12 protein-coding genes are annotated in these 15,375 nt (G+C 65.2%); 6 read left to right on the top strand and 6 right to left on the bottom strand.

What is annotated here, in order from left to right:
• Nucleotides 1-20 precede the first annotated feature (20 nt).
• Nucleotides 21-1,403 (top strand): NAD(P)/FAD-dependent oxidoreductase, encoded by a 1,383-nt coding sequence (locus ACOGXA_RS12505; protein ID WP_419924201.1) that lies wholly within the window; start codon nucleotides 21-23, stop codon nucleotides 1,401-1,403.
• Nucleotides 1,400-2,779 carry an NAD(P)/FAD-dependent oxidoreductase gene (locus ACOGXA_RS12510; protein ID WP_419924202.1) on the top strand — a complete coding sequence of 460 codons (1,380 nt, stop codon included), beginning with the start codon at nucleotides 1,400-1,402 and terminating at the stop codon, nucleotides 2,777-2,779. Before ACOGXA_RS12505 ends, ACOGXA_RS12510 begins: the two co-directional genes overlap by 4 nt.
• A 7-nt stretch (nucleotides 2,780-2,786) precedes the next feature.
• Here ACOGXA_RS12510 and ACOGXA_RS12515 read toward each other — a convergent pair whose 3' ends face one another.
• From ACOGXA_RS12515 to ACOGXA_RS12525, 3 genes are read right to left on the bottom strand one after another with little or no spacing between them, the layout of a single operon-like run.
• Nucleotides 2,787-4,214, bottom strand: coding sequence for an alpha/beta hydrolase domain-containing protein (locus ACOGXA_RS12515; RefSeq protein ID WP_419924203.1), 1,428 nt, complete (start codon nucleotides 4,212-4,214; stop codon nucleotides 2,787-2,789).
• A 13-nt stretch (nucleotides 4,215-4,227) separates the two neighbouring features.
• Complete coding sequence (locus ACOGXA_RS12520) at nucleotides 4,228-5,007, bottom strand: SDR family oxidoreductase (protein WP_419924204.1); 780 nt, start codon at nucleotides 5,005-5,007, stop codon at nucleotides 4,228-4,230.
• The gene (locus tag ACOGXA_RS12525; RefSeq protein WP_419924205.1) at nucleotides 4,991-5,788 is read right to left on the bottom strand and encodes an SRPBCC family protein; all 798 of its coding nucleotides are present in this window, start codon (nucleotides 5,786-5,788) and stop codon (nucleotides 4,991-4,993) included. Before ACOGXA_RS12525 ends, ACOGXA_RS12520 begins: the two co-directional genes overlap by 17 nt.
• Nucleotides 5,789-5,910: 122 nt before the next feature.
• On the opposite strand from ACOGXA_RS12525, the gene ACOGXA_RS12530 reads away from it, so the two are divergent.
• The 4 genes from ACOGXA_RS12530 to ACOGXA_RS12545 all read left to right on the top strand — a co-directional run bounded on the left by ACOGXA_RS12530 (nucleotide 5,911) and on the right by ACOGXA_RS12545 (nucleotide 9,568).
• Entirely contained in the window at nucleotides 5,911-6,246 is a 336-nt protein-coding gene (locus ACOGXA_RS12530) for a type II toxin-antitoxin system Phd/YefM family antitoxin (RefSeq protein WP_419924206.1), read from the top strand.
• Complete coding sequence (locus ACOGXA_RS12535; protein WP_419924207.1) at nucleotides 6,233-6,649, top strand: type II toxin-antitoxin system VapC family toxin; 417 nt, start codon at nucleotides 6,233-6,235, stop codon at nucleotides 6,647-6,649. The genes ACOGXA_RS12530 and ACOGXA_RS12535 overlap by 14 nt, the downstream gene beginning before the upstream one ends.
• 665 nt (nucleotides 6,650-7,314) lie before the next feature.
• Nucleotides 7,315-8,586 carry a DUF222 domain-containing protein gene (locus ACOGXA_RS12540; protein ID WP_419924208.1) on the top strand — a complete coding sequence of 424 codons (1,272 nt, stop codon included), beginning with the start codon at nucleotides 7,315-7,317 and terminating at the stop codon, nucleotides 8,584-8,586.
• 190 nt (nucleotides 8,587-8,776) lie between these two features.
• A complete protein-coding gene (locus ACOGXA_RS12545) occupies nucleotides 8,777-9,568 on the top strand; it encodes a phytanoyl-CoA dioxygenase family protein (protein WP_419924209.1) in 792 nt (263 codons plus the stop codon).
• A gap of 132 nt (nucleotides 9,569-9,700) precedes the next feature.
• Here the strand turns inward: ACOGXA_RS12545 and ACOGXA_RS12550 are convergent, their stop codons facing one another.
• From ACOGXA_RS12550 to ACOGXA_RS12560, 3 genes are read right to left on the bottom strand one after another with little or no spacing between them, the layout of a single operon-like run.
• Entirely contained in the window at nucleotides 9,701-10,294 is a 594-nt protein-coding gene (locus ACOGXA_RS12550; protein ID WP_419924210.1) for a TetR/AcrR family transcriptional regulator, read from the bottom strand.
• Between the two features lie 37 nt (nucleotides 10,295-10,331).
• Nucleotides 10,332-13,154, bottom strand: a complete 2,823-nt coding sequence (locus ACOGXA_RS12555) for an ABC transporter permease subunit (RefSeq protein ID WP_419924211.1) — start codon at nucleotides 13,152-13,154, stop codon at nucleotides 10,332-10,334.
• Nucleotides 13,151-15,367 (bottom strand): ATP-binding protein, encoded by a 2,217-nt coding sequence (locus ACOGXA_RS12560; protein ID WP_419924212.1) that lies wholly within the window; start codon nucleotides 15,365-15,367, stop codon nucleotides 13,151-13,153. The genes ACOGXA_RS12555 and ACOGXA_RS12560 overlap by 4 nt, the downstream gene beginning before the upstream one ends.
• Nucleotides 15,368-15,375 lie beyond the last annotated feature (8 nt).

Consider the following 15,375-nt stretch of genomic DNA (forward strand, 5'->3'; position numbering starts at 1 on the left):
GCGACCGCAACTGGGCACCGGTGGCGCTGGCCGCGGCGCGCCCCGAGGTGTTCTGGTCGGATCGCGGCGACGCCCCGGCCGCGACTTCGCCGTTAGCCGGAACAGTCGAAGTCGACCTGGTGGTGATAGGCGGCGGTTTCACCGGATTGTGGGCTGCGCTCCAGGCATTGGAAGACCAGCCCGGTATACGGGTGACGGTGCTGGAAGCCGAGCAGTGCGGGTTCGGGGCCAGCTCCCGCAACGGCGGATTCTGCGACTCGTCGCTCACCCACGGGCTGGCCAATGGGATGAGACATTGGCCTGACGAGATTGAAACTCTGGTCCGGCTTGGCCGGGAGAATCTGGCTGGGCTGGCCGCCAGTTTGGGGCAGCACGGCATCGACGCCGACTTCTCACTAAGCCCCGAGATCGGAGTGGCCACCGAGCCCTGGCACTTGGAGGGGCTGGCCGGGGACATCGAGCACTATCGGGCCTACGGGGAGGACGTCGACCTGCTAGATGCCGATCAGATGCGGGCCCGAGTGCATTCGCCCACCTACCTCGGGGGAATGATCCGGCGCAACGATGTGGCTTTGGTCGATCCGGCCCGACTGGTGTGGGGGTTGCGGGCGGGCGTCGAGGGTCAGGGAGGCGACGTGTTCGATCTGAGCCCGGCGCTGTCGATCAACCGCGTGGGCAGCCGCCTGGCCATCGACACACCGGGCGGCAGGGTGTTGGCCGACCGGGCCGTGATGGCCACCAACGCCTATCCCGGTCCGGTGAGGCGTCCCCGCCGCTACACGATTCCGGTCTACGACCACGTGCTGATGACCGAGCCCCTGTCAGCCGAGCAGATGGCCTCGATCGGCTGGGCCGGCCGGGAGGGGTTGGGGGATGTGTCGAACCAGTTCCACTATTACCGGCTGTCGGCCGACAATCGGATCCTGTGGGGCGGCTACGACGCCACCTACCACTTCAACAACGGGGTGGGTGATCGCCACGATCAGAGCGAGACGACTCATTTGCGGCTGGCTGAGCATTTCTTCGAGACGTTTCCCCAGCTTGAAGGGCTGTCGTTCAGCCACCGCTGGGGCGGGCCCATCGGCACCACCACCCGGTTCACCGCCGCCTGGGGCACCGCCTGCCGGGGCCGCCTGGCGTGGGTGGCGGGCTACACCGGCCTCGGTGTGGGCGCCAGCCGATTCGGCGCCCGGGTGGCCCTCGATCTGGTGCAAGGCCAATCCACTGAGAGGACCGAGCTCAAGATGGTGCGCAAGCCCCCGGTGCCGTTTCCCCCGGAACCGGCCCGTTGGGCCGGCGTGCAACTCACTCGCAAGGCCCTTCAGCGGTCGGATCGGCGCAGCGGAAAGCGAGGGGCTTGGCTGAGCCTGCTCGACCGGTTCGGCGTGGGGTTCGACTCATGAGCGACCGCTACCGCGACCGGTCGTTCTGGCACGACACCTGCGGGGGGTCGCTTGAGCCCCGCCCTGGCCTGGGAGGCGATGCCGATGTGGATGTCGCCATCGTGGGCGGTGGATACACCGGGCTGTGGACGGCCTACTACCTGTTGTCGATCGATCCGACAATCCGGGTGATGGTCATCGAGCGCGACATCGTGGGTTTTGGCGCTTCGGGCCGCAACGGCGGCTGGTGCGTGGGGGAGTTGGCGGCCGGGCCCCAGCGGCACGAGGCCGTAGCGGGCAACGATGCGGCCCGCCGGTTTCTCCACGCTCTGCACGATTCGGTCGACGAGGTGGGTCGGGTGGCCGAGCGCGAGGCAATCGACTGCCACTACGCCAAGGGCGGCGCGATCCGCCTGGCCCGGAACCGGGCTCATCTCGCCCGCCAGCGGGGGCAGGTCGAGCTGCATCAGAGCGCCTACGGGTTGACCGATAGCGACATGCGGATGCTCAGTGCCGACGAGGCCCGCGCGCAGGTGTCCGCCACTGATGTGGTGGGGGGCATGTTCTTCGCCCACACCGCGGCCCTCCACCCGGCCCGTCTGGTTCGTGGACTCGGCGATGCTGTTGAGCGCCTGGGCGGCACGATTGTCGAGGGCACGGCCGCAACCGCCATCGAACCCGGTCGGGTTGCAACCGACCGGGGGGACGTTCGAACCGAGATCGTGGTGCGAGCCCTGGAGGGCTACACCGGCACGCTGGAGGGGACCCGCCGGTCGCTGGCGCCGTTGTATTCCCTGATGGTGGCCACAGAGCCCATCGACGATGCGCTCTGGGCAGACATCGGATTGGCCCACCGGCAGACGTTCACCGACGACCGGTTCATGGTGATCTACGGGCAGCGGACCGCCGACGGGCGGATCGCGTTCGGAGGACGGGGGGCGCCTTACAACTTCGGCTCCAGGATCGTCAGCTCGGTGGAGCAGAGATCGCGCACCCACGATCGCATTGTCAAGACTCTGGTGGAGCTGCTGCCCATGCTCTCTGATGTGGCCATCACCCACCGCTGGGGCGGCGTGCTCGGCGTGCCCCGCGACTGGTTCCCCGCAGTGGGTCTTGATCGGGACAGAGGCATGGCCTGGGGCGGAGGCTATGTCGGCGAAGGGGTGGCGGCCGCCAACCTGGCCGGACGAACGCTGGCCGAGCTGATCACCGAGACCGATTCCCCCCGCATCGACTTGCCCTGGGTGGGTCACCGGTCGCGGCGATGGGCGCCCGAGCCGCTGCGGTGGCTCGGCATCAATGGGGCCCTGAGGATCATGGGCATGGCCGACCGCTCAGAGGCGATCACCGGCCGAAGATCCCGGCTAGCCCGAATGATGCAGCGGGTGCTGAGCTGACCAGCGGCTAAGCCATCCCCGGACGGGCCAATTCAAATGTTTCGGCGGCAACGGCCAGGATCTCGCCCCGGTCGGCCTCCAGGATGTATCCGGCGGCAATGGTCTGGTCGAGGGCAGCGGCAAACACAGCGAGGTAGCCGTGGCGGCCCCCGGGATAGAGCCGGGCGATGGCACTTGGTTCCAAGGGGGCGGTGGTGCCGAAGAGGAGGGCAAAACCCCTACCCTTTTGCCCTTCCCCGGAGAGCACCCTGATGGGCGCGTCGACCCACGGGTTGCGGATGCCGCCGAGGGCGTTGCCCAGTTCATCTCGTCGGCAGGTCTTGCCGTCGTCGTCCAATTCCAACCGGGGGGCGGCGGGGGGCGGCTCTCCGTGCCTGGCCCAGCGGTTGAGGTGCTCAAGGGCGGCTTGGGCCACGTAGTGCTGATGCGGTGCTGAGTTGATGGGTTTTTCCACGGTCACGAACGCCGGCTCGGGGGTCGGCTCGAGCATTCGGGCCAATTCCCCCGGGGCGAGCTGACCTCCGTCGGCTCGCGACGCCACTAGCAGGTAGGTATCGGCGTGTGAAGCCCCGGGCAGTTCCCAAACTCGGACATTGCCACCATCGGGTTGCTGTATTGCCCCGTTTAGCAGCACGGTCACGTCGGTCTCGCTGCTCAGCAGCAGTACTGGTACCCGGACGTCGGAGCGGACCTGCTCAGGGCGGTCAGTCATCGCGTTGTACCGCTCGTCGACCACTCGGGGGCCGAAGGTCCCGTTGAGGTCGGCCCGAGTTCCGGGACGACCGTGGAGCAAGAATCCGTCGAACACTTGTACTAGGGGATCGATCGCGTTGGCATAGGTGGCCAGAAACGCCGCCGATTGCGACTCACCCACCGCCAACAGCCGCTCGGGAACCAGATCGTCCAGCAGCGGAGCACCGCCTTGGCGCAACACCCGGCCTGCCTGGGTGAAGATGTCGAAGCTGAAGGCGTCGCCGGGATGGGACAGATGCCCGTAGCGCTGCGGCTTGTACAGCTTGAGATGGATGCCCTCGGCCAAGCCGCCGCCGTCGATGCCCGCTTTCTGGGCCGATACCCCCACCCATGCATCGCCCCTTCGGATGATGTGGCGGTGCATGTAGTCCCAGTCGGGGGAGGCGTCCATGCCCCCCGACACGTTCAGCCACTCCACCACCACTGTTCCGCTGAAATCGGCCGCAGCCGCCGGGCGGCGCACCAACAGCCGGGTGATAAACGGCGCCCACTCGGCCGGTTCGGCGGCAATCTTCCCGTTTCGCGGAAGCTCTCCAACCGCCCGGTACGACTGGGCCTGGCCCCGTGCTTCGAATTCGGCTTCCAGGTAGCCCAGCTCTTCTAGGTCATAGCTGCGGCGGATCAGTACCGGAGGGGTGCCGGGAAGTTCCTCTATAGCGACGGGGGTTGGCGTGGTCACCATGGCGTGTCTCCCCTTACTCCTGTTCAACGTCGGCAGAGAACTCGTTGGCCACCTCGGGTTCGGGTGACCGCAACAGGATCGATTCGATTCCGAACGTGGGGGCGGCGAACAAGGCGGCCATGCAGGAAACCAGGCCGTGAGCCACCTCGTCGGCCTGCATGATTCCGGTGCGAAACCCTTGGCGCTGCCAGTGTGGTATAGCCGCTCCGAAGGCTTCGGGATCGAAGGAATTTGCGAACTCGGTAGGCATGGTCGGCCCCAAGATGACCGTGACGAACCGCCGGTTGCCGAGCATCTCAGTGCGCCACCCATCCATGGTCGCCTCCAAGGCCCGCTTGGACGCGGCATAGGGAACCAGCGAATGGCGGGGCATCGAGGAGGAGTCTGAAGACACTGCGGCCACCACCGCGTCCTCGCTGAGATGGGGGAGGGCCGCGTTGATTACCAGGTTGGGCCCAAAAGTGTTTACGCCGAAGACCCTCTGCCAGTCAACTTGGGTGAGTTCCGACATTGGAGCCATGGGCGATGTGCCCGAGGTGTAGACGATGCCGTCGAGTCCTCCCAGCGCTTCCACAGCTTCGCTCACCCCTTGCTGAATGCTGGCGGGGTCGAGTACGTCTATGGTCGCCACATGGCCGCCCCCGGCCTCGGCCACCGCGGCCTCCAGCTCATCGCGGCGCCGGGCCGCGAACGCAACGTCGGCACCATGTCGCTGGAGGGCGATGGCGGTGGCTCGACCCAGCCCCGATGACGCACCCACCACCAGGATCTTGCGGTCATTCAGTGCTTCCATCTGCTCCCCCTCCGAGGGCCTCAGCCAGCCAATTCTGCCAGAGGGCTCCGTCCCGCTCGGCGGCCTCGGTCCCGTCGCCGCCGTAAAGGTACAGCCACACCGAGGCCCCGGCGTGCTCGCCGTAGGACTCCACGGTCACGAACCCGGTTCCTGGCGCGGGCTGATCGAGCAGCAGGACAATTCTCCACGCTGCGGCATCCACCACCGTGCCGGCTAGCGGGGGAGCTCCAAGGGCGTTGACCTCGATCCGCTCCCCTGTGGCCGGAGCCGAAGGGATGCCCAGCGCGTCGGTAAGCACGCCCCAGGCCTCATCACGGGAACCAGCCCACATCCCCACGGGCAGCACCGACGCCGCGGTCTGACCGGCAAAATGCTCCATGTGCAGCTTGAGATTGAACAGGAACAACCCCCAGCCCTCCACCATGCTGTCGTACTGGGCGTCCCACTCGCCCCCCTGGCCGAACCCGGTGTTCACCAACTTCACCATGCATCGATTGTCGCCCCGAGGCTCCACCGTCCACTCGAACGCCAGCCCCTCCACCCCCTCGCCACCGTCGAAGCACACCCGACGTGGCGGCGCCCAAACCGCCACCCGCCCGGGAATCTGCATCTCCGGCCCCGGCCCAAACGAGGCCATGGCCGCTCCTCCCGCGCGTTCCTCCACTGTGTGGGGCACATACCAAGACGAGATCCCCGGCCCGGTCGCCACCGCCCGCCACACCTCCTCTGGCGTCCCCGAAACCTCTACCTCCAACTCAATCGAACGCCGCTCATCACCCATGGTGTTCACAGTAGTGGTGTGTCGCTGGCCAGGGGCGAAGGCAAACTGCTTTTTGTGACTATATTATGGGACTATAATTTGTTTAGTTGATGGGTTTATGAACAGGAACTACTCTAATATAGATGAAAGTTATTGTAATGGAACAAGAAATGTCAGATTATGGCCAACAAACTCGCACGGTGGCGGCGCGGGAGTTCAAGACTCACTGCCTCCAGCTGATTCGCGAGGTCGGCGAAACCGGCGAAGAGATCATCATTACCCGTCACAAGAAGCCCGTCGCCCGGCTCGCCCCCGTCAAGAAGGAGTTTGTCCCCTTGAGCGGGATCGACAAAGGGCGGCTCAAGATCTACGGCGACATCGTGTCCTCGGTGTGGGAGGACGAGTCATTCGACATGGAGGACAACCCCGACAAAGTCCTTGACCCCGTTGCCTGGTACAAGCGTCATGATAACGGTTGACACTCACTCATTGATTTGGTTGAGGTGTTCGGACGACCGGCTAGGTAGCCACACCGATGCATTGCTAACCCAGGCCCAGTTCGAGGGAGAGCTAGCGGCGTCTGCCGTTGTGTTGGCTGAGGCCACTCGCTTACATCTAGGTGGAAGAGTCGACCTGGGAATGCCGCCGGAGGCATGGGCAGAAAGCTGCATGGACAACGGACTTCACATCATCCCTGTCTCTGCACGGATCGCCATCGAGTCGTCGATGCTGGGCACTTCGGGATTTCACGGGGACCCCTGGGACCGGTTCATCGCCGCCACGGCCATCGTCGGGGGCCACAGCCTGGTAACCGCCGACCGCCAGATCACCCAATGGGCCGAGCGCACTCGCCTCCTAACGGTCATCGACCCTGCGCCTTAGCAGACCTCCCCCACCCACCGCTTCAATTGCCTGCTGGCAATGAGGGCGGCAGGCTGTTGACGATTCGGGCAGTTTCGACTCAGAGGTGGATGAGTCGGCGGAGGTGGCGGATGAGGTTGAAGGGCTCGTCGCACCAGGTGTGCCACCCGTTGGGGTCGACAGTGATGCCGGAGGGTTTGCCGTGTTTGCGGCGGAGGCTGTCGATGGCCCAGTCGATGGGGTCCGGTCAGATTCCCCTATCCAAAACCACGCTATTCAGGTTGAGAGGTGTTCTGGCGATTCGTTTCCTTGGCCCTGAGTCTCTCTCGATAGTAGATGGCAAAGCCGCAGGCGACTGTGAAAAGTAGTAGCAGAATCCATCCCGCCGGGGAGTTGGTACCGCCATACATATCGTTGTCTGTCGTCGCCCAGTCGGCCAGCAATATCGCTCCGGCGGGACCGCAGAGCGCTCCGATTGCTGCAAGCATCGCATCAAGAGGTCGCCACATACGAGTAACACACTACAGCAATCTGTTAGGGCGTGGCGACTAACTCTCTGTCTCAACCAAGGGAGAGCTAAGCACTATTTCATATAACTACATCAATGTTGGCCAATACGAGCCTAATACTAGTTATGTCCGATTATTCAGATGGTTATTGTCGCAGCAGTTGATATACTTGCATGTATGAAGGTTATGCCCTTTGAACAGGGGAAACAGACTGATGGCGGGCTTGTCGGCCCGGTGTGGCCGGAGGCGGTTGACGTTGACGCTTTGTCGTTGTCGGGGCTGCGGGAGCGGCTGGGGCTGATCAAGAAAGCTGAGGCTCGGCTAGCGGCGATGAAGTCGGCGACGCTGGCTGCGTACACCAGCCGAGGGGGCGAGGGGTTGGCCCGTCGTGTGGTTTTGGAAGAGCTTCAGACCTCCAAACAGCAGGCCCGCCGGGAGGTGGAGACCGCCTCTCAGTTCTCTCAGGTACCAGAGACTTTCGAAGCTTTGGGTGCCGGGGAGATTCCCGCGGCCCACGCCGCCAAGATCGCCAAAGCCGCCTCTGAGGGCACGGTCGACGAAACCGTGCTGGTGGAGGCGGCCCGCCGCGAGGATTTCGGCACCTTTTCCCGGACCTTGCGAGACCATCAACACAAGCAGTCAGGCGACGGCGGGAAGTCGCTGTTCAACAGGCAGCGAGAGCGCCGCTCGCTCAGTTTCTTCAAATCGCCCGACGACGGCATGTTCATCCTCAACGGACGGTTCGACCCCGTTGCGGGCAACAGGTTCGAGGCGGCGCTGGCCGCTGAGGAGCGCCGACTGCGCAACGACGACAAGACAGGCGACCAAGCCGCATTCGACCAGCGCCTCGCCGACGCGCTGGAGAGCCTGGTTTGCGCCGATGTCAGCGACGCCAAGCCGCAGGGCACCACGCTGGTGTTGACCGCGGAGTGGGACATGGTCAACAACCAGATTGCTGATGTCCGCCTGCCCGATGGCGATTTGCTGCCCATGGGTGAGGCGCTGCGGCTGGCCTGTGATGCCGACATTCTGCCCTGCGTGTTCAACACCAAGAATCAGGAACTCTGGGTAGGACGCAAACACCGGTTGGCCACCGAGGCCCAGCGGGCCGCCCTCATCGTTCGAGACAGGCACTGCATCGGATGCGGTCGAGCAGCAGTGTGGTGCGAGGCGCACCACATCGAAGAGTGGTACAAGGGTGGCCGCACCGACATCGACAACCTCGTACTGGTGTGTACGAGCTGCCATCACAACATCCACGACGACGACTGGGAAGTACACCGGCGAAGCGACGGCGCCTACGAGCTCAGACCCCCGCCCAAACCCTACGCCCACCTGCGGCCTTGGCAATCCAAACCCGACACGCACTCTCGAGAGGCCGACCCATTCCCCGAAACAGGAATCAGCACTGGATACCCTGTCAACCGCCAGCCAGTGCTGCTGAGCTGACCACGGCCCCCACGGGTGTACGACCCCAGTAGCCTGAGCCACCGCCAGCCACTACTTCTGAGCTGAACATAGTGTCCTACCGGTGTACGACCGCAGCAACTGGCGCGACCGCCAGCCACTATTCCTGAGCCGGGAGAATCTACCGTTGGTATATTTCTGGGCGATGGTATTAGCGATGGCACTATAAGCAATGGCATTAACAGCGGCGCAGCGGGCGAGTTGGGAAGAGAACGGCTTCTTCATCGAGCGGGGGTTCGCTAGCCGGGCTGTTGCCGATGCCATGATCGACCGGATCGTGGAGATCGCGCGAGCCGATGCGGCGGGAGAATCACGGCCCGATCTGTTCATCACTCCCGACAAGACGAACGAGAATCCGGCCACTCCCGAGGCGGGGGTTTCCAAGATCTTTCGGGTGATGCGGGGTGAGCCGGTGTTCCATGAGTTCGCCACCGACCCCCGGCTGCTGTCGATGATGGGCGAGCTCATCGGCCCCGACGTGGACTGCTTTTTGTCGCAGTTCATCTTCAAGCATCCCGGCACCCTCGGCCAGCCTTGGCACCAAGACGACTACTACTTCCGCATGACCCCCCTGCCCCAGGTGGGGGTGTGGCTGGCCTGCACCGCGGCCACTATGGACAACGGGCCGCTGTGGATCGTCCCCGGCTCCCACACCGAGCCGATCCACGATGCCGTGCCCGATACCCGGGAGGGCGCGGGGCTGGCCTACGTGGAGATCGTCGACGTCCCCACCGACAACGAGCAGGTGGTCCTCATGGAACCGGGAGACCTGCTGGTGTTCCACTCCCACCTGCGCCACCGGTCTACTGACAATCTCACCGATGGGATGCGGGCGGCCATGGTGTACCACTACGCCGCAGCCAGCTCAGAAGGCTATCTCGCCTTCAACCAGGACTGGACCGAAGTTCTGCGCGCCGGCCATCCGGTGCAGGCGTCTACCGAGCGGGTGCCCATCGAGTACTGAAGAATATTGGCAAGTACTCGCAAATACATGCGAAAGCAGACGAAAACTGACCAATACAGGGTTGCGGGCTCGATCAACCCGCTGGCGTGCGGCGGGCCCGGGCTGCGAAGGCGGCCGCCAGAGCCCGCAGGCTCACGGCGACCCCCTCGACAACCCCCCTGCCGACTCGGCCACCCCGAACATCTGGGCCAAAGTCTTGGACCACAGCTCGGGGTCGGGCGACGGCCGGCCGTGGGCTTCTTGCACCCCGACCCCGGCCGACAGGGCGTTGACCACGTAGAGCAGCACTTCGGAGGCGTCGAGGCGCCGCAGGGTGTCGAGGATCCAGGCGTTGCGGGCCGAGAAGATCTCGGCCACGCCGGCGGCTACGTCGGGATCGTGGCGAGCGGCCGCGGCGGCGTCAATCTGCAACAGCCGCAGATGGCGGCTGTCGGGGTTGATGAACTGGTAGAAGACCTCGATCGGCTGCTCAATAGCAGCCTGGACATCGAATTGGGCGTCGCGTTCGGCCAATTGCGCGCGGATCACCTCCACCAATAGCTGGCCTTTCGACCGGAAATGTCCGTAGATCGCCCCCTTGGTAACTCCGGCGGCCACCGCGATGTCTCGCAGCGAGACCGCGGCGTAGCCCCGCTCCACGAACACTTCGGCGGCCACCTCCAACAGCCGAGCGCGGGTGGCCTGCGCTTTGGGGGTTAGCGGGGGATCGGCGAACACTGAGCTCATGGCTGCGGGTTGGGGGCTAAGTCGGGCAATGGGCTGGTCATGTTCCACCTCCTGCATCTGATCGAGAAATAGCCCGGGTATCGGTGCCCAGATAGCTGGCCACCACCTTGGGGTTGTCGCGCACCGCCTGAGGCGGACCCTCGGCGATCACCTCTCCGGCGTCCATGCAATAGATCCGGTCGCTGATCGACATCACCAGCGGCATGTCGTGCTCGATCAGCAGCACCGACGCGTCGAGCTCCCGGCGTACACCTTGCAGCAGCGGCACCAGGGCCTCAGCCTCCCGCTGGGCCACCCCGGCGGTGGGCTCGTCGAGGCACAGCAGTCGGGATCCCCCGGCCACCAGACAGTTCAGCTCCACGATCCTGCGGGTGCCGGTGGACAGCTCGGCCACGAAGCTGTCGGCGTAGTCGCCCAAGCCGAAGAAGCTGATTAGCTCATCAGCCGCCCCGCCCTGCTGCTTCTCGTGACGAAGACCCGACGGCAGCGCGAGGGCTGCCGGCCAGAAGCGGGTGCGGCCCCGTCGCTCCAGCGCCACCTGCACCGTCTCCCGCACGGTGAGATCGGGGAACAAGGTGGCAGCTTGAAAGGCCCGACCCAGGTGGTGGCGGTGGCGGCGATGGGCAGCAAGCCGGCTCACGTCGGTGCCGTAGATCTCCACTCGCCCGGCGGCAGGAATCAGACCGCCCACCCCGTTCATGAACGAGGTCTTGCCCGCGCCGTTGGTGCCGATCAGCCCCACAATCTCGCCGTGGCCCACCTCGAGGCTCACCTGGTTCACTGCTACCCGGGGGCCGTAGCGCACCGTGAGACCGTTGGCGGCCAGCGCCACACTCGACGGCGGCGACGGGATCGAAACCGACCCCGGTATCTCTCGAACTCTCACCGGAGGGGCGGGCTGTCGTTGGGCGAACCAGCTGAAGAACGAGTCCCGGGCCAGGTACCAGAGCTGCACGAAGCCTCCCGGCGCGTTCATCAACAGCAACAGGATCCCCAGGCTGCTGGTCAGCACTGGGATCAGAGCCGAATCGGGCCAGAAGGCAGGCAGTCCGATCACCCACAGCGCTCCGAGAACGGGGCCGATCACCGAGCCGATGCCGCCGATCACCGCGATGGCCACCACTTCGAACGAGGTGTCCACCGAGAAGAACGAGAACAGCACCGTCGAATAAAGCCCGGCCAAGAGCGCCCCGGCGAACCCGGCCAACCCGCCGCCCAACGCGAAGGCCAGCACCTTTGATCCGGTGGGCCACACGGTGGCCGCCGCTGCGGCCGACGGGTTCTCCCTGGTGGCCACAATGCGGCGCCCAATCCCGGTGCGACGCAGGTGGGCGGTGAATGCCACCCCCAGCACCAGGCCGATCAGGGCCAGATAGAAGTAGGTTCGCTGGGGGGCGAGGTCGAAGTGCCCGATATGGGCCCTCTCCAAGAGCGCCGCAGTTTGGCTGCCTCCGCTGAGGAACGGCCGGGTGAAGAAGAACTTCTCGGCCGCTACCGCGAACGCCAGGGTGACCACGGCCAGCAGCAGGCCTCGGGCTCGGAGCGCGCCGATGCCGATAACCACCGACGCGGCGGCGGCCACCGCTGTGCCCCACACCGCAGCCCACAAAAAGTGCAGCTCAGGCATGGGCACCACCACGTCGAACCCGGCCACCCCGAGCCCGAGATCGTTGCCGCTGACCAGCGCAGTGGTGGTCAGCGCGCCCAAGCCGGCGAAAGCACCCTGGCCCAGCGAGATCTGCCCGCTCCAGCCCACCAGCACCACCAAAGACAGCGCGGCCAGCGCCATCAGCAAGATCTCGCTGTAGCGGAACGTGCGGCTAGCCGTGGTCACGAACACCGGCACCACCGCGGCTATGGACACTCCTACTGCGGCCAGGATGCGAGGGTGGTGGCGAACCCACCAGATCGAGCGCAGCCGGGTTGGGATGGGGCGAATACGGGGGCTGAACGAGAAGGCGCCGGCCTCGTCGGGGGCGCCCCGGCGGGTGGTGGCCACGATCCCCAAGATGGCCACCAGCAACAGCACCGCTTCGAACCTCCCCAAATCCAGCGGGTAGTTGACCCGGATCAGAGCCTCGACGATGCCGAGGATGATCCCGGAGGCCACCGCCACACTGAACGACACGAACGAGGCGCACACCGCCACCACCAACACCCGGGTCATGGTGGCGTGGCCGGGGCCAGTGGCCACGAACGAGCCGATGGAGTCGGCTTCTTGGAACACCGTGACCAGCCCGGCGAACGCCCCGGTGAGCGCCCATACCACCGTCGACACCCGGCCCGGATGGATTCCGGCCAATCGAGCCCGATCGGGATCGGCCGCGGTGGCCCGAATGGCCCGCCCCCATGCCGACCATCGCACCCAAATGCTGAGCGCCACCACCGCCGCGGCTGACGCGACGAACAAGATGAACTCCCCTCCGTCGATGCGGATGCCGAACCACTCCAGTTCCCGGTTCCAAGGCGTGGGGAACCGCTCCCTTTTATCGGCAGCAGAGGCTTCGGGCAGGGCGAATATGAGAGCTTGGGCCAGCTGGGCCAGCCCGATGGTGGCCACCAGCAGAATCACCCGGGGAGCGGTGAACAGGCGGCGTACCACTGTCAACTCGGCCAGCCCCAAGAACGCGGCCCCGGCCACCACAGCAAGCGCAACACCGATCCAGTAGGGCGCGCCGTATCGGATCACTAGATGGGCCAGTACCTGGCTGGCCAACACCCCGGTAGCACCAACCGCGAAGTTGATGATCCGGCTCGACCGGTAGATAAGGATGATCCCTAGGGCCAAAAGAGCATAGGAAAGGCCATTGACCGCGCCGATGAATACGAATTGCCGTCCGACCTCGAAGGCGAGGATCACGACGGGCTTTCCGGTCCGGGGCGGTCGTCGCCCAAAAAGACGGCTCTGGCAATGTCGCCCCGCTCGGCTAGCTCAGAGGTAGGACCGTCGAAGCGGACGTGTCCCTTCTCGATGAACACCGCCCGATCCGACAGGGCCGCCGCGATGTTGAGCGACTGTTCCACGATGATCATCGTTTGGCCCTCGGCCTTGAGCCGTTCCACGATCTTCAGCAGCTCGCCGATCACCGCGGGGGCGAGGCCGAGCGACAGCTCGTCGATGAGCAACACGTCGGGTTCATGCATCAGCACCATGGCCAGAGCCAGCATCTGCTGCTGTCCGCCGCTGAGCGCACCGGCGGGTTCGTCGAGCCGGTCGGCCAACTCGGGGAAGATCTCCAGCACATGATCGGTCCGGGCCTTTAGCTGGGCCCGATCCCTCCTCATGGTCCATCCCGCAGTGCGGAGGTTGTCCTCGATGGACAGCGGCAGAAACACCGCCTTGCCCCCGGGGAGCTGCTGGATGCCCATGTCCACCCGGGTTTGGGGCGAGGTGAGGGTTATGTCGCGCCCGTGCAGCGTGACGATGCCCCGAGACGGAACAGCCAAACCGCTGATCACCCGCAGAATCGTCGACTTGCCGGCACCGTTGGTTCCCAGCAGGGCCAGGGTTTCGCCCCGGTCCACGTGGAGGTTGACCCCGAACAGCACCTGCACCGGTCCGTAGGAGAAGTCGATGTCCCTAAGGCCAACCGCGGGCAGCTGGTCGGGGTGCGATTTCCGCCGCTCCAGCTCGGCGTGGTCTTTCTCGATCTCGTCTACCACCAACGACAGGTCGTGGCGAATGTGGCGGGCACCCCAGATCAACAGGGCGCCCCCGATCAGCTTGAACGGGATCGCCACTATGAGTATGGCGGTGCGCTCGTCGGTGGCATCGGATAGAAGCCCGGCCACTATGGGGCCGAGCACGCCGCCCCCCAAGAAGATCACCATGATCGACAAGGCAGTGGACTGGGCTCGCAGCCGGTAGGGAACCACCCCCACCAACAGCGGTGAGATCATGCCGAAAATAATCACGCTCAACACCGCGGGGACGATCCCCACCACGGCGAACAACACGGGATGGGGCATGAAGAACTGGATGGGGATGGCCACCGCAATGGGGAAGAACAGGGCGCCCACCCAACACAGCGCCTTAGCCGGGCTCTCCCGGTACAAGGCGTCGTAACGCTTGGCCGCCCACGGCGCGGCCGCGAAGGCCAGCATCCCGGGGACGAACCCGATCATCGCCCGCTCGAAGGGGCTCAGGCCCCACCGATCTTCCAGGTACAGGTTGACCAAGAAGCTCTGCCCGATGATCGAGAACACGATGATGCTGAACGAGATCCACGCCAACTTCAGGGTCTTGATGGCCATAAGGCGCTGCCAGACGGCGCCGAGCGACACCCGGGGCGGGTCGTCGTCTTCTTCCATCACCTCCCCGAGTACCGACTTCTGCTCGAACTGGCCCCGGGACGGGTCGGGAACGAACAAAGCCCAGATTCCCAACGCCAGCGTGGGCCAGGCAAAGACCCAGTAGGCCCACCGCCAGTTGTCGTCAACCAGCAGCATGAGACCGCCCACCAGCAGGGGGGCGATCCGCTCTCCGCCTCGACCGAGCACGTTCTTTACGGCATAGATCCGGCCTCGAGATGAAATGGGGTAGGCGTCGGCCAGCACTGCCCCCTGCACCGGAAAGGTGTTGGACGTGCCGACCCCCATGAGCACACCGACCAGAAAGAACCCCAGCGCGGTGGCTTGAAACCCCCGGGTACACATGGCCACGCTCCAAAAGATCGTGGCCAGGCCCACCAGCTGCATGCGGTTGACGCGATCGGCCAGCTTGCCCATGGGGATGGCGCACAGCGTGGCGGAAATGAGGCCGCCGATGCCCATCACCGCCAGCCCGGCGTCGGACACCCCGAAGGTGTCTTGTATCTCGGGTCCGAGCAGGCTGGGGATGGCTAGCTGGAAGGCATCGACCGCGTCCAGGGTGCCCAGCACGGCCAGAACGCCTACGCCGCCGGTGGCCACTGCCTGTCGCAGGGTTATCGCTTCTTCACCGACTCCGGGGAGGTCTTTGTCGGCGCGGACCTCGAGCTGATCGGCCTCGGCCGCCTCTCGGGCCGCCTCCTCGTCGAGCAGCGCCCGGCTGAGGTCGGCGAAGCTGCGGCGATCGCCCGACGCTTCGGTCATCTGGTGCT

Origin of the sequence: Candidatus Poriferisocius sp. (assembly GCF_965208475.1) — a bacterium.
Classification (GTDB): Bacteria; Actinomycetota; Acidimicrobiia; order Acidimicrobiales; family Bin134; genus Poriferisocius.

Bases quoted from the DNA above. Each gene is read 5' to 3' on its own strand.
- ACOGXA_RS12510 (WP_419924202.1), top strand. From the start codon at position 1,400: ATGAGCGACCGCTACCGCGACCGGTCGTTCTGGCACGACACCTGCGGG.
- ACOGXA_RS12540 (WP_419924208.1), top strand. From the start codon at position 7,315: ATGAAGGTTATGCCCTTTGAACAGGGGAAACAGACTGATGGCGGGCTT.
- ACOGXA_RS12560 (WP_419924212.1), bottom strand. From the start codon at position 15,367: ATGACCGAAGCGTCGGGCGATCGCCGCAGCTTCGCCGACCTCAGCCGG.
- ACOGXA_RS12520 (WP_419924204.1), bottom strand. From the start codon at position 5,007: ATGGAAGCACTGAATGACCGCAAGATCCTGGTGGTGGGTGCGTCATCG.
- ACOGXA_RS12545 (WP_419924209.1), top strand. From the start codon at position 8,777: ATGGCATTAACAGCGGCGCAGCGGGCGAGTTGGGAAGAGAACGGCTTC.
- ACOGXA_RS12515 (WP_419924203.1), bottom strand. From the start codon at position 4,214: ATGGTGACCACGCCAACCCCCGTCGCTATAGAGGAACTTCCCGGCACC.
- ACOGXA_RS12525 (WP_419924205.1), bottom strand. From the start codon at position 5,788: ATGGGTGATGAGCGGCGTTCGATTGAGTTGGAGGTAGAGGTTTCGGGG.
- ACOGXA_RS12535 (WP_419924207.1), top strand. From the start codon at position 6,233: ATGATAACGGTTGACACTCACTCATTGATTTGGTTGAGGTGTTCGGAC.
- ACOGXA_RS12550 (WP_419924210.1), bottom strand. From the start codon at position 10,294: ATGAGCTCAGTGTTCGCCGATCCCCCGCTAACCCCCAAAGCGCAGGCC.
- ACOGXA_RS12530 (WP_419924206.1), top strand. From the start codon at position 5,911: ATGAAAGTTATTGTAATGGAACAAGAAATGTCAGATTATGGCCAACAA.